Source organism: Streptomyces sp. NPDC059008, assembly GCF_042749045.1.
GTDB lineage: Bacteria > Actinomycetota > Actinomycetes > Streptomycetales > Streptomycetaceae > Streptomyces.
The window spans coordinates 161416-173951 of sequence record NZ_JBHYJC010000011.1 but is presented as its reverse complement, the minus strand read 5'-3'; the positions used below and the strand labels follow the sequence as shown (position 1 = coordinate 173951).

The window sequence follows — 12536 nt, the reverse complement described above, 5'->3', positions numbered from 1 at the left end:
CCCCGGACCTCACCGACCACCATCGCGACAGCGCGCGATAGCTTATCCACTGGACTCTCCCGTCACCAGCAGAACCCTCGTATCCATCAGGGTCCGCGATATTCTCCGAACGCCCAGAGAATGGCGACCGGAAGAATGTGCGACGGTGAAGTGATGGCCGAATCCGGTCGGTAGATCCCGCACGCCATCCCGTAGAAACGGGACCAGGCCGGACGCCTTCTCCGTCGGGGCTCGGCGGGGCTCGGCGGGGCTCGGCGGGTGGCCGGCCGCCGGCTGACGGGACGCTAGCGTGTGGCGAGCCGCTCCAGCAGGGCGGCGCTCCGTGCCAGCAATGCCCGCTCCTCATCCGTGAGTTCGGCCTCGATGGCCTGCGCGAGCCAACCGGCCCTGCGGCCGCGCTCCGCTTCGAGCGCGGCGCGCCCCGCCTCCGACAGCTCGACCAGCGACTTGCGGCCGTCCGTGGGGTGTGCCCGGCGCGTGATCAGGTTCTGTTCCATGAGCAGCCCCACCGACCGGGCCATCGACTGGGGGCGTACGCGCTGATCGGCGGCGAGGTCGCTGGTGGTCATGGCGCCGTTGCGGTCGAGTGCGCCGAGCACGGCGGCCTGGCCCAGCGGGATGCGGTCCTCGTCTTTGACGCGTCGGGTGAGCTTGCCCATCGCGGTGCGCAGTTCGACGGCGATGGCGGCGGCTTCCGGGGTGGGCATAGGGCACTTTACCCCGTTGGCCAGCAAAGCTGTGCACCTGACCTGCACAGCAATGCTGCGCAGTAATCCTGTACAGCAAAACTGGTCAGCAAAACTGAGCAGCATTGCTGTAGGGTTTGGGTTGTCGGGCTCAGCGCCAGCGTTGTCGCAGCCGGGGCCACGGCACACGACAACGGGAAGGAACTCCCATGTCCACAAAGGCAGTCGGAACCGTCGACGCCACCATCGAGACCGTCACCGCCCGCCGGATCATCGACAGCCGGGGCAACCCCACGGTCGAGGTCGACGTCGTCCTGGCGGACGGATCCCTGGGGCGCGCGGCCGTCCCCTCCGGCGCCTCCACCGGCGCCCGGGAGGCCGTGGAACTGCGCGACGGAGACTCCGCGCGCTGGCACGGCAAGGGCGTCGACCGCGCGGTCGCCCACGTCGACGGGGAGATCGCGGCGTCCATGCGCGGCCGGGACGCGGCGGACCAGGCGGGTCTCGATGCCGCGCTGGTCGCCCTCGACGGCACCGCCACGAAGTCCCGGCTCGGCGCCAACGCGATCCTCGGCGTCTCCCTCGCCGCCGCCAAGGCCGCCGCGGCGGCCCACCGCCAGCCCCTCTACCGCTACCTCGGCGGCGCCGACGCGCACCTCCTGCCGCTGCCGATGATGAACATCGTCAACGGCGGCGCCCACGCCGACAATCCGCTGGACTTCCAGGAGTTCATGATCGCGCCCGTGGGTGCGGACGCCTTCGCCGAAGCCGTCCGCATGGGCAGCGAGGTCTTCCACACCCTGCGCCGCGATCTGCTGGCCGCCGGGCACTCCACGGGCGTCGGCGACGAGGGTGGCTTCGCGCCCGCGCTGCGTACCGCCGAGGAGGCGCTCGACTTCGTGATGACCGCCATCGAGCGCACCGGCTACCGCCCCGGAACGGACATCGGCCTGGTCATGGACCCGGCGTCGTCGGAGTTCTTCCGCGACGGGGTGTACGACTACGCCGGCGAGGGGGTGCGCCGTACCCCCTCCGAGCACGCCGACTACCTGGCCAAGCTCATCGACGCCTACCCGGTCGTCTCCATCGAGGACCCGATGGCGGAGAACGACCTGGACGGCTGGCGCGAGCTGACCGCCCGCGTCGGCGACCGCTGCCAGCTCACCGGCGACGACGTGTTCTGCACCAACGAGACGCTGCTGCGCGAGGGCATCCGCACCGGCGTCGGCAACTCGGTCCTGGTCAAGGTCAATCAGATCGGGACCCTGACCGAGGCGCTGGCCGCGGTGGCCACGGCCCACCAGGCGGGCTGGACGGCGGTCATGTCGCACCGCTCGGGCGAGACGGAGGACACCACCATCGCGGACCTGGCGGTGGCGACCGGCTGCGGTCAGATCAAGACCGGCTCGCTCTCCCGCTCCGACCGCACGGCGAAGTACAACCAACTGATCCGGATCGAGGAGGAGTTGGGCGACTCGGCACGCTTCGCGGGCCGCTCCGCACTGCGCCGGGCGTGAACAGCGGGCAGAGGTAGCGACCGCGCGGGCCCCCGATCACGATCCGGGGGCCCGCGCGCGTGCCCGTTTACGCGGCTGGGGTGAGTTCGGCGCGGCCGAACAACAGCGCGTAGCCGGTGGGGAGCTGGTGGAGGATGCGGGTGATGAGGTCGGGACCGGCATGGGCGGCGACGGCTGCGAAGACGGAGCCGGTGTCCCAGCGGGTGGTGGCCAGGGAGGCGCCGGAACGGGCAGCGAGGTCCTTGACGAAGGCCCATCCGGTCAGGAGCTGGGTGTCGGGGACCTGCGCGGTCAGCATGCGTGCGGCCTCCAGGGGCAGGCGGGCGGCGAGATCGACGCGTTCGTCGCCGGTCAGCTGGCGTCCCAGCCCCGAAAGGACCAGGCGGACGGCTTCGTCGGCCTTCTCGCGAGTGGGGTAGGCGCCTTCGTAGCGGACCTTCTCCAGCATCTGCTCGTACGCCGTCGAGTACGGCTGCTGGTGCTCAAGCGGTCCGCGCACGTCGGTGATCACTGCAGTGCATGCCTTTCATGGGAGTCAGGGTGGAGTGGTGCCGGTGCGGCACTGGTGGTCAGGTGGGCTGGGGGCGGCCGAAGAGGAGGTCGTAGCCGGCGGGGAGTTGGAGCAGGAGCTGCCCCAGCAGGTCGTCGCCGGCCGTGTCGGCGACCGTGGACAGCACGGCACTGACGTCCCAGGTCGCGGTCTGCTCGGTGGCGCCCTCGATCCAGGCCGCGGTCGCCCGCACGAACCGCTCCGGTGAGAGCGGTTCGGCGCTCTGGAGCGGGTTGAGCAGGATCAGGGCGAAATCCTCCGGCAGGCGGGCCGCGAGCTGGGCGCGGACCTCGCCGACCAGGTGCGCGCCGAGCAGGGCGAGCACTACACGGGCCGCGCGCTCGGCTTCCTCAGTAGTGCCGTACTCGCCGCGTTCCTTCACGTGGTCGAGGAACGCCTCGCGTCGCAGAGTCATCTCGGCCGCCACCCCTTACTTCTTCGAAACTGCCCACGGGGGTGCGGAGGGCGGGGTGAGGGGGGAGATCAGGTGCCCGTCCTCCGCACCTGTCCGGCCGGTGTCAGCCGGAGATCTGCTTGTGGCCGGATTCGACGCCGATGGAGATCTTGCGGGGCTTGGCGCGCTCGGCGATCGGGATGCGCAGGGTGAGCACGCCCGCGTCGTAGTCGGCCTGGATGTGCTCGGTGTCGAGGGTGTCGGCGAGCACGATCTGGCGGGAGAAGACGCCCAGCGGCCGCTCGGACAGCTCCATCTGCACGTCGTCGGCCTTCGCGACCGGCCTGCGCTCGGCCTTGACGGTGAGCATGTTCCGCTCGACGTCGATGTCGATCGCGTCCGCGGTGACACCGGGGAGGTCGAAGGCCACCACGTACTCGTCGCCCTCGCGGTAGGCGTCCATCGGCATCGCCGACGGCCTCGACCAGGTACCCGGGCCCATCAGCTGCTGCGCCAGCCGGTCCAGCTCACGGAAGGGGTCAGTGCGCATCAACATCGTGAATACACCTCCAGCAGGTTCAGGCAGTTACTGCCAATGCGCCTCACTGACACCGTTGTAACATGTCATCCAATGGATGACAAACACGATGTCGTCTTCCTGATGACAACCCGAGGGAGGTGCCCGTGACCCCGGCCGACCAGCCGTCCTCGCCCAGCACCGACGCCCACGGCCCGGCGTCGTTCCTCGCCGCCGCGGCGGCCCTGCACGCCATCGACGACGCCCTGCGCACCGCCCAGCACGAGACCCCAAACGCCCCCGACGCCCTCGGGCCGGGCCCGGAACAGGCCCTGGCCTCCTTGTCGCTGCTGCGGCAGGTACGCGAGCAGCTCGCCGGGTGGGAGACCGGCCTGATCGAAACTGCCCGCGACGCGGGCGCCAGCTGGGCCGACCTCGCCCACCCTCTCGGTGTCGCCAGCCGCCAGGCCGCCGAGCGCCGCTATCTGCGCGGCCGCCCCGGCGCGGCCGGCACCACCGGCGAGCAGCGTGTCCAGGCCACCCGTCAGGCCCGGGCCGCCGACCGCACCGCTGCCGCCTGGGCCCGCGACAACGCGGCAGACCTGCGCCGCCTCGCCGGGCAGATCACCGCACTCTCCGACCTTTCCCCCGCCGCCCGCCGCCCGCTCAGCGAGCTCCACGCGGCCCTCGCCCACGACGACCCCGCACGCCTCATCGCCCCCCTGGCCGCCACCCGCCCCCACCTGGCCGCCGCCCACCCCGACCTCGCAGCCCGGCTCGACACCCTCGCACCCCCCTGACCCCGCCCGGCGCACCGCAACAGCAGCCCGATCAGCCTCCGCCCCTGGGCGAACGAGCGGAGACCTGCAGACCGACGTGGCCGGCCTGGCGGGCCCAAGCCTCCGGCTGGATGCCCAGCTCGTGCGTGCTGTACTCGCCGAACCGGTTGATGTGCCCCGGTCAGGTGCGGCGAGATGCGCGAGCCTCGCCTCGCCCCGCTGCCCGGCCGTTGCCCTTGCTTTACTCTGAGTCAGCATATTTTCGAGACGAACGACAGTACGAGGGGGATGTGTTGGGGTCCGGGGACATGGAACTCGCCGAGGCGGTGCAGGCGGTACGTGACGAGTTGCTGAGCGCCGCCGCTCAGGGCGCCGGGAGCGACATCGCTTTCAAGGTGGGACCGATCGCGCTGGAGTTCACCGTCGAGCTGCGGAAGGACGCCCGTGCGCGGGGCGGCATTCGCGCGTTCGTCGTCTCCGGGGAGACCGATGCCGGCATGAGCCGGACGCGCACGCACCGCGTGTCGCTCACTCTTGAGCCCGTCCAGGCCAGCGGAGAGCCTGTGCTCATCGCCGACGACGATGAGGGTGACGTGTCCGGTCTCGCCGGTGCCGGCACGTTGTGAGCGGCACCTTACGCGCCGGTCGGCCGGTGGGCCCCGAGCACCACCGCGTCGCCGCCGTGCAGATCACCGGCAGCAGGGGCAGCGGCTATCTGCTGACTCCGCGCCTGCTCCTCACCGCGGCCCACGTCGTCAGGGACGAGCCCGAGGCACGGGTGACGGTGGTGGGCGGAACGGGCAGCCACAGCGCCCGGGTGGTGTGGAGGGGAGAGGGGACGTGCGATGCCGCCCTGCTCCTCTCCGCCCAGGACCTCGTCCGGCCGGAGACCGCCGCGCGGTTGTCCCCGGTGCGCTGGGCGAGGCTGATGGACGACTCCCCCCTCGGCGGCTGCCAGGCCATGGGCTTCCCCCGTGCCCAGCACGACAGGACACGCGGGGTGGACATCGAGCACATCGAGTGCGCGCTGCGCCCCGGCTCGGGCATCGTCCGCAACAGGTACGTCCTGGACGTCAAGGACGTCTCGCCGGAACTGGCGAGCGGCAACTCACCGTGGGAGGGCATGTCGGGGGCTGCGCTCTTCGCCGAAGGGCTGCTGCTGGGAGTGGTGGCGGAAGCCCCCCGCAACTGGAGACACCAGCGGCTGGAAGCGGTCAAGGGCAGGACCCTGCTCGACGACGTGTCCTTCGTCGACGTCTTCACCCGCCATGCCGGGATCGCGCCGTCCGTCACCGAACTCTCATCGGCCACGCGGAGGAGGAAGCCGCTCGCCCTGGCTGGTGCGCTGCACTCGGCACCGCGGGATCTGGCGGCGACCATCCGCGCGCACTGGGCAACCGCCCGGCAGCAGTTCTTCGACCGCATGGGCACACCGTCCGAGCCCACCGACGGCCTTCGCGACCTGCTGGCGTGGCTGCAGCAGTTCGACGACCCCTTCACCGAGGACGTCGAAGGCCGGCGCGAGCTGATCGACCGCTGGCTGACGAATCCGGAGGTGACGCCCGATCTGAAGGTCCTGCGCCTGCTGTGCTGGCTCGATCCGGACGGCGAGGCGGTCTGGAAGGGCACACGTGTGACCCTGGAATCGCTGACCACGGCGTGCTTGCAAGGCCGCCTGGACGCCGACGGTCCGGCGGCGGGCGTCTACCGGGACCTGTGTGCGGGCGGGTTGCTGGACGCACTGGCCGTCTTCACCGAACTGCGCGGCCTGCGCGGGAGACAGGAGGCATGGGACGACGTCTGGGAGTCCTGGCGACAGGTGGCCGGATCGGTCGACCTGCCGGGCCCGGCCCGGGAGTGGGCCGACGGCGACGCGCGCGGTGTGCTGCTGGCCACGCTCCTCCCAGATCCCCGTGCCGGGGAGTGGATCCGCACCGCCTTCGGGAGGCTGACGCCGCCCGCCGCCGGAAGAGTCCGTTGGTACGACCGCTTGTGCGAGCAGGGCGGCGATCCGGACTCTCCCATCGGACGGCTCGTCCGCACCGACTTCGCCGCGTACGCCGCGCTCGATGCGGAGCGGCTGGCGCAGAAGGCGGCGGACGACGCGGAGCGGCAGGCCGAACTGGCGGCACGTACGGAGGAAGTCCGCGCGCTTGCGGCAGCCCATGCCGAGCATGAGCGTCAGTGGGCCGCCTACGAGGTCGCTCGGTGCACACCCGCCGCCCGGTGGGGGGCAGCCGTCCGCGTGACGCTGTGGCTGGGGGCCTGGGGCGTGGTGATGGTCCCGGCGGCCTGGCTCGTGTGGGGCTGGACCTGGCCGTCCCTGGCCGGAACGATCTCCTGGCACCTGCCCTGGCTGGCCCTGTCGGCCTACGTCGCCCGGTTGCCGAGAGCCGTACGGCTGGGTGCGGCCTATCGACCTCCCCTCCGGCACCCGCGCAGGTGGCTCCCGGCCGACCGCGCGAGTATCCCAGGAAGCCTGCAGAAGGCGGGCTTCGTGTTCGGCGCCGTCCTGGTCGCCGGGGTACTGCTGCACGACGTCGGCCAGATCCTGACGACCGTCTTCTTCGTGTGCCTGTACGTCGCGGTGTACCGGTACGCCGACCACGGCTACCAGGGCCGCACACCGTCGGCTCTCCGCGACTGGGACGACGAGCATCAGGCACGGCTGCGGGCTCATATGACCGTGCAGAAGGAAGCCGACGCCCACCGTGCCACCACTCGCGACTGCTCCGTATCGGCACGAGAGCGGGCAGCCGCCTACCAGGCACTCGTGAAGGACATCGCCACCATGGCCGGACCCGAGCGACGGCCGGACTCCACCGACCGCGGCACCGGCTGAAGCGATCCGCGACGATGCCTTCGGTGCAGACCGGGTCGAGAAAGGTGTGCGCGGACTCTAGGCGGAGCGAAATGCTCCGCACATGATGCGCACATGACTTCGAATCTGACGCGGCGTCAGTTGGTGGGCATCGCAGCCCTGCAGGCCGCGGCCGTGCTCGGGCTGACTCGGATCGGCCTGACGCCGGCCGGGGCGGCGACCGGGAGCGCCGAGGACTACGCACCGGCCGTTGTCGTCGGCTCCGGCTACGGCGCGGCCGTGGCCGCACTCCGGCTGGGGGAGGCGGGGGTGCGGACCCTCGTCCTGGAGAGGGGCCGGCTGTGGAGCCAGCCCGCCGAGGACGGCAAGGTGTTCTGCCCCATGCGTGTCCCCGACCGCCGGTCCATGTGGTTCCGGACCCGGACAGAGGCACCGCTTGCGACATTCCTGTGGCTGGACGTCGTCAACCGCGACATCACCCCGTACCCCGGGGTCCTCGACCGGGTCCGCTTCGACGCCATGTCCGTGTACGTCGGACGCGGCGTCGGCGGCGGATCGCTGGTCAACGGCGGCATGGCCGTCACCCCGGCCCGCGCGTACTTCTCCCAGGTTCTTCCGCAGGTCGACGCGGCCGAGATGTACGACCGGTACTTCCCGCTCGCCCACCGGATGCTGGGCGTCAACACCGTTGCCCCGGACTGGTTCGAGAGCACCAAGTGGTACCGGTTCGCCCGGGTCTCCCGCACCCACGCCCACCGGGCCGGCCTGCGCACGACCTTCGTGCCGGGCGTCTACGACTTCTCGTACATGCGGCGCGAAGAAGTGGGGGAGGTCACCAAGTCGGCGCTTGCCGGTGAGGTGATCTACGGCAACAACCACGGCAAGCGGAGCCTGGACCGCACTTACCTGGCCGCGGCCCTCGGCACCGGCCAGGTCACCATCGAGACCCTCCACCGCGTCCGCGCGATCCGGCAGGAACCGGACGGCGGCTATGTCCTCACCGTGGACCGGATCGACGAGACCGGCCGGGTCATCGCCACGCGGGAGATCGGCTGCCGTCACCTCTTCCTCGGCGCGGGCAGCCTCGGCACCACGGAACTCCTGCTGCGCGCCCGGGAGACGGGTGCGCTGCCCGACCTCTCCGCCGAGGTGGGCCTGGGCTGGGGCACCAACGGCAACGTCATGACCGCGCGAGCGAACCACTTGTGGGACACCACCGGCGAGTGCCAGGCCACGATTCCCGTCATGGCCATCGACGACTCGACGCACCCGACCACGCCCGTGTTCGCCGAGATCGCCCCGCTGCCGATGGGCCTGGAACACTGGATCAGCCTCTACCTGGCCATCACCCGGAACCGCGAGCGTGGCAGCTTCGCCTACGACCGGGCGACCGACGCGGTGAAGCTCCGGTGGACCCGCGACCAGAACCAGCCGTCCGTCGACGCCGCCAAGTCCCTCTTCGACCGCATCAACCGGGCGAACAGCACGATCTACCGCTACGACCTGTTCGGAGGCAACCGGCCCTTCGCCGACGACTTCACCTACCACCCCCTCGGCGGCTGCGTCCTGGGCCGGGCCACCGACGCGTACGGCCGGCTTCCCGGCCACCGCGGTCTCTACGCCATGGACGGTTCGCTGATCCCCGGCTCGATCGGCGTGAATCCCTTCGTCACCATCACCGCGCTCGCCGAGCGCAACCTCGCACGCGTACTCGCCGAGGACGGGATCAGTGGGTGAGGTGCCGGTGATCCCGTCATGTCGCGGCCGGTTCCCAGGGCGCGAAGGCGTTGGTCACCGCCCGCATCGACGGGCGCAGCTCAGGGAAGTGCCGCAGCAGCACGGTGGCCATGGAGTTCCGCTCGATCCAGTCCAGTCCGGTCTGCGTGTACACCTGGGGGGTGTAGTCGCGGGTGAGGAAGCGGTCGCTGTTGAGGCGGCGGGAGGCCATCAGGATGAAGATCCGGAAGGCGGTGTCGCTGAAGGCGAAGCCTTTCGGCCTGGGTTCGGCGAACATGCCGGTCATGAGGTCGACGCGTTCGATGTCATCGCCGTAGGTCTGGCGCAGTTCCTCGGCCCATTCGGGGTCGTCGGTCAGTGACGCGAAGTCCTTGGCCGGCGTGAGGCGCAGCAGGCGCCGGAACTCGTTGTACCGCGGCACACCCACTTCGCGGATGCGCAGGATGTCGATGGCCGCCAGGTCCACCAGCTTTCCGTCCGGCCGCACGTACTCCTGAAGGAACTTGGGGAAGTTGTGCAGGGTGACCAGTCCGGGATGCGAGGTGCCGAACGAGTACAGCAGATCGGTCAGCGAGTGCTTGGTGAGCAGCTCGTAGGCGTGCGGGCCCGCCAGCTCCCGGAAGGTCGCTTCCTGCAGCACCGAGTCGTCGGCGGCGGAGCGGAAGCTCCAGTCGTCCGGGATCAGTGGGTGCATCCGGTAGACGGCCGTGAATTCCTCGGTGAGCGCGTAGGGGACGCCGAAGTGATCCGTCCTGCCGCCGACGATGCCGCTGAGGACTTCGCTGCCGCTGATCCGGCCGAGCAGCCTGTGCACCCGTTCGCCGAGTATGCCGAACCAGTTGGCGCGCAGTGCCGCGATCGTCGTCGGATGGCTGATGACCGCGGGGGTCCATTCCACGGTGTGGATCTTCGCGATGAGTGCCGCGTTGATCAGCCGCGCACGTTGGAACAGCTGCTCGTCCGGCCAATCGGGGTACTCGCCGCGCAGTCGGTCGCAAATGGCGTTGTGCTCGAGGATGAACACGATGTGCATCATGGCCAGGCCCAGCCAGAAACCCGGCTTGTTGGCCTCGTCCAGGTCGGGTTCGTCGGGGAAGAGCGAGCCGTTGTCCGGCAACCGCAGCCGGCCGTTCTCTCCGGTGCGCAGCTTCCGCTGCGTCTCCAGGTCGTTGCCGTAGAGCTGCGATGCGTCCCACCAGTGGGAGTTCTCGTTGATGAAGGTGGGCGGACGGGTGTCGTCGTCGGGCCTGGTCGGGTCGCGAAGGGTGCGCGCGACGAGCATCGGCGGGGCCGGCCAGGGGTCGTCCGGGACCAGTTCGATGTGCCACGGCTGCTCCATGGTTCCCGGACCGTGACTGAACCAGTCGCGGATCATGAACTGGAGCCATGACGCGGCAAGGGTGTTGACCGACTCGGCCGGGATGAACTCCCGCCGGGTGAGCAGCGCGCGGCTCACCTCACGCGGGCTGGGGGACATGATGTCCGGCTCCCGTTCGGGGAAAGTCCGCTCCGGCGGGATGTTGCGGCCGAAGCGGGATCCGGCCATGCCCATCCGCGGGTCGTCGAGGTCGTTGTACGTGCCGTCGCTGGTGCGTTCGGTGAGGTGCCGGGCCTCCAGGGCGCCGAGGGGAGTCAGGCCCACAGCCGGCTGGGCGCCGGTGTCGTAGAGGTTGTTTCTCCGCAGGATGTTGCGCAGGCCGAGGAGCGTGGCAAGGCCGAGGGGCGGCGGCAGGTTGTGCCACCCCCTACGGTGGTCGGCGGCGAGCGCAAGCCGGTCGTAGAGGCGGACGAAGGGGGACTGACCCTCGGCGGAGCGGCTGCCGGACTGCCGAGCAGGGGAGCGGAGGTGGTGGCTGGTCATGGTGGGACTCCTTCACACCATGCGGTGCCTGTCGGCGAGCGGCGCGGAAAGTTGCCGGCCACCAGGCGCCCCGGGGCACCGCGGCGGGACACGACGGGAGAAGAGCCAGCAGGTGCTCGCTTCCGGTGGGATCCGCATGAGGTTGTCGCCCGTCAGAAGGCGGCACCGGCCGAGGAGTGAGAGGCGGGTGCCGGACTCGTCCGGGCGGGGGCCACACGCACCAACGCGTCGCTCGGTCCGGCAGGCGGAAGCCTTGTCCTGGGCCCAGGTGCCCGTGCCGGGGCGGGGCGGAGGCGCGGGGCGATCCTGCGTCGGGGCCAGGACACCTGGGGCGCTCATGCCCACCCCGTCCCTGCGGCGCAGGACCTCCGCGTCTCCGGTGGCACGCCGGGTTCGCGGTCGGTGAAAAGTGGCCTTTCGCTACCTCTTCCATCGTGCGCCGGGCACCGACCGATGTCGAACGGGGCCCGCTGCGGCCGGCCCGCGCAGCAGCACGCGGCGACGCCGTGTGCCTGGCTCTGGACCGTCCGCACGCGCGCTTCCACGTGCTTGTCGCCGGCGCGCACGGCAGCATCCGTGACCGAGGTGTGGTTGGCCGGGACTTGATCACACCATGGGATGATTTCATATGGCTTGTCGCATATCGACTTGCTTGCGGCGGAAGGGAGGTTCGGGGAGAGCGTGACGCTCGACATGGAGGGAGGGGAACACGTGAAGATCCGTATCGCTGTTGCTGCTGGAGCAGCGGCCCTTGCGACGTTGTTCGCCGGGTCCGCATCAGCGGCCCCGGCGCAGCCGAGGGACTGGGGCATTGACTACGGCTCGGGCACGTGGGCATGCAGGACGGGCTATGTGTGCCTTTACGACAACTGGGACTTCAACGGTGGCGGCCCGGCCCGAATCCTCATGACGAATGAGGACATGCCGCGCTTGGACCAGCGCAACTTCAACGACGTCACCAGCTCCATCGTCAACAACACCAACCGGGTCGTGCGGGTCTACCCGAACTACGACTACAGCGGAGTGCCGGCGACACTCTTCCCCGGCGAGCGCATCAGCCTCAACAACGACAACGGCAACTTCAACGACATCGCCTCGTCCGTGAAGATTCTCCCCATCGCCATCGAACAGCGCGGGCCCGCATAGGAAGTCGCGCGACGCCGAGTACGTCTCGGCGAGGGCGAACCCGCCCTGACGCGGCCCCGGTTACCGAGCGTCCCGGTAATCGGGGCCGCGTGCTCTACCCGACCCCTCTCAAGGGGTGAGGCCCGAGGCCGTGGCGATGACTTCGTTGAGGACGTCGCGGGAGCGAATCAGGTCGGTGATCATCCCGTCGATGCGGTCCCGTTCCGCAGTGAGTTCGTCGACCAGCCGTGGCGTGGCGATCTCGTTCGGGGCGCCGTCCGCGTCACGCATGCAGGGGAGCAGCTGCGCGATCTTCTTGCTGTTCAGCCCCGCGGCGTAGAGCGCCTGGATGCGGATGACCCGGTCGACCGCCCACTCGCCGTAGTGGCGTTGGCCACCCGGAGTGCGCTCGGCCCTCAGGAGTTCCTGCGTCTCGTAATAGCGCAGCGAACGCTCGCTCACCCCACTGCGCCGAGCCAGTTCACCGATCCGCATTCTCCACCTCGCCTGCCGACCCAGGACTTGAACCTGACACTGATGTCAGGTTCT

At 70.2% G+C, this 12536-nt stretch carries 12 protein-coding genes; 6 read left to right on the top strand and 6 right to left on the bottom strand.

From position 1 onward, the window contains the following. Positions 1-284: 284 nt before the first annotated feature. Positions 285-707: a MarR family winged helix-turn-helix transcriptional regulator gene (locus tag ACFWZH_RS16635; RefSeq protein WP_384430646.1), complete on the bottom strand. Its 423-nt coding sequence runs from the start codon at positions 705-707 to the stop codon at positions 285-287. Positions 708-895: 188 nt separating this feature from the next. Here ACFWZH_RS16635 and eno point away from each other — a divergent pair, with 188 nt between their 5' ends. After that, positions 896-2203, top strand: a complete 1308-nt coding sequence (eno, locus tag ACFWZH_RS16630) for a phosphopyruvate hydratase (RefSeq protein WP_384430643.1) — start codon at positions 896-898, stop codon at positions 2201-2203. A 67-nt stretch (positions 2204-2270) separates the two neighbouring features. Here eno and ACFWZH_RS16625 read toward each other — a convergent pair whose 3' ends face one another. The 3 genes from ACFWZH_RS16625 to ACFWZH_RS16615 all read right to left on the bottom strand — a co-directional run bounded on the left by ACFWZH_RS16625 (position 2271) and on the right by ACFWZH_RS16615 (position 3703). Further along, the gene (locus tag ACFWZH_RS16625) at positions 2271-2714 is read right to left on the bottom strand and encodes a DUF2267 domain-containing protein (RefSeq protein ID WP_384430640.1); all 444 of its coding nucleotides are present in this window, start codon (positions 2712-2714) and stop codon (positions 2271-2273) included. Between the two features lie 58 nt (positions 2715-2772). Beyond that, the gene (locus tag ACFWZH_RS16620) at positions 2773-3168 is read right to left on the bottom strand and encodes a DUF2267 domain-containing protein (protein WP_384430637.1); all 396 of its coding nucleotides are present in this window, start codon (positions 3166-3168) and stop codon (positions 2773-2775) included. Positions 3169-3271: 103 nt separating this feature from the next. Then, positions 3272-3703, bottom strand: a complete 432-nt coding sequence (locus ACFWZH_RS16615; RefSeq protein WP_384430635.1) for an Hsp20/alpha crystallin family protein — start codon at positions 3701-3703, stop codon at positions 3272-3274. A gap of 128 nt (positions 3704-3831) precedes the next feature. On the opposite strand from ACFWZH_RS16615, the gene ACFWZH_RS16610 reads away from it, so the two are divergent. From ACFWZH_RS16610 to ACFWZH_RS16595, 4 genes are all read left to right on the top strand, one after another. Next, positions 3832-4464, top strand: a complete 633-nt coding sequence (locus ACFWZH_RS16610) for a type III effector protein (protein WP_384430632.1) — start codon at positions 3832-3834, stop codon at positions 4462-4464. A gap of 287 nt (positions 4465-4751) precedes the next feature. Beyond that, positions 4752-5069, top strand: coding sequence for a trypco2 family protein (locus ACFWZH_RS16605; RefSeq protein WP_384430630.1), 318 nt, complete (start codon positions 4752-4754; stop codon positions 5067-5069). Next, complete coding sequence (locus tag ACFWZH_RS16600; protein ID WP_384430627.1) at positions 5066-7285, top strand: serine protease; 2220 nt, start codon at positions 5066-5068, stop codon at positions 7283-7285. The genes ACFWZH_RS16605 and ACFWZH_RS16600 overlap by 4 nt, the downstream gene beginning before the upstream one ends. A gap of 93 nt (positions 7286-7378) precedes the next feature. Then, on the top strand, positions 7379-9001 hold the full coding sequence (locus tag ACFWZH_RS16595) for a GMC oxidoreductase (RefSeq protein WP_384430624.1): 1623 nt from the start codon (positions 7379-7381) through the stop codon (positions 8999-9001). A 16-nt stretch (positions 9002-9017) separates the two neighbouring features. Here ACFWZH_RS16595 and ACFWZH_RS16590 read toward each other — a convergent pair whose 3' ends face one another. Next, on the bottom strand, positions 9018-10862 hold the full coding sequence (locus ACFWZH_RS16590; RefSeq protein ID WP_384430621.1) for a peroxidase family protein: 1845 nt from the start codon (positions 10860-10862) through the stop codon (positions 9018-9020). A gap of 681 nt (positions 10863-11543) precedes the next feature. On the opposite strand from ACFWZH_RS16590, the gene ACFWZH_RS16585 reads away from it, so the two are divergent. Continuing rightward, positions 11544-12008: a peptidase inhibitor family I36 protein gene (locus ACFWZH_RS16585; RefSeq protein WP_384430618.1), complete on the top strand. Its 465-nt coding sequence runs from the start codon at positions 11544-11546 to the stop codon at positions 12006-12008. A 108-nt stretch (positions 12009-12116) separates the two neighbouring features. Here ACFWZH_RS16585 and ACFWZH_RS16580 read toward each other — a convergent pair whose 3' ends face one another. Next, positions 12117-12482 carry a MerR family transcriptional regulator gene (locus ACFWZH_RS16580; RefSeq protein ID WP_384430615.1) on the bottom strand — a complete coding sequence of 122 codons (366 nt, stop codon included), beginning with the start codon at positions 12480-12482 and terminating at the stop codon, positions 12117-12119. Positions 12483-12536: the final 54 nt, after the last annotated feature.

Bases quoted from the DNA above. Each gene is read 5' to 3' on its own strand.
- ACFWZH_RS16595 (WP_384430624.1), top strand. From the start codon at position 7,379: ATGACTTCGAATCTGACGCGGCGTCAGTTGGTGGGCATCGCAGCCCTG.
- ACFWZH_RS16580 (WP_384430615.1), bottom strand. From the start codon at position 12,482: ATGCGGATCGGTGAACTGGCTCGGCGCAGTGGGGTGAGCGAGCGTTCG.
- ACFWZH_RS16605 (WP_384430630.1), top strand. From the start codon at position 4,752: ATGGAACTCGCCGAGGCGGTGCAGGCGGTACGTGACGAGTTGCTGAGC.
- ACFWZH_RS16615 (WP_384430635.1), bottom strand. From the start codon at position 3,703: ATGTTGATGCGCACTGACCCCTTCCGTGAGCTGGACCGGCTGGCGCAG.
- eno (WP_384430643.1), top strand. From the start codon at position 896: ATGTCCACAAAGGCAGTCGGAACCGTCGACGCCACCATCGAGACCGTC.
- ACFWZH_RS16635 (WP_384430646.1), bottom strand. From the start codon at position 707: ATGCCCACCCCGGAAGCCGCCGCCATCGCCGTCGAACTGCGCACCGCG.
- ACFWZH_RS16590 (WP_384430621.1), bottom strand. From the start codon at position 10,862: ATGACCAGCCACCACCTCCGCTCCCCTGCTCGGCAGTCCGGCAGCCGC.
- ACFWZH_RS16620 (WP_384430637.1), bottom strand. From the start codon at position 3,168: ATGACTCTGCGACGCGAGGCGTTCCTCGACCACGTGAAGGAACGCGGC.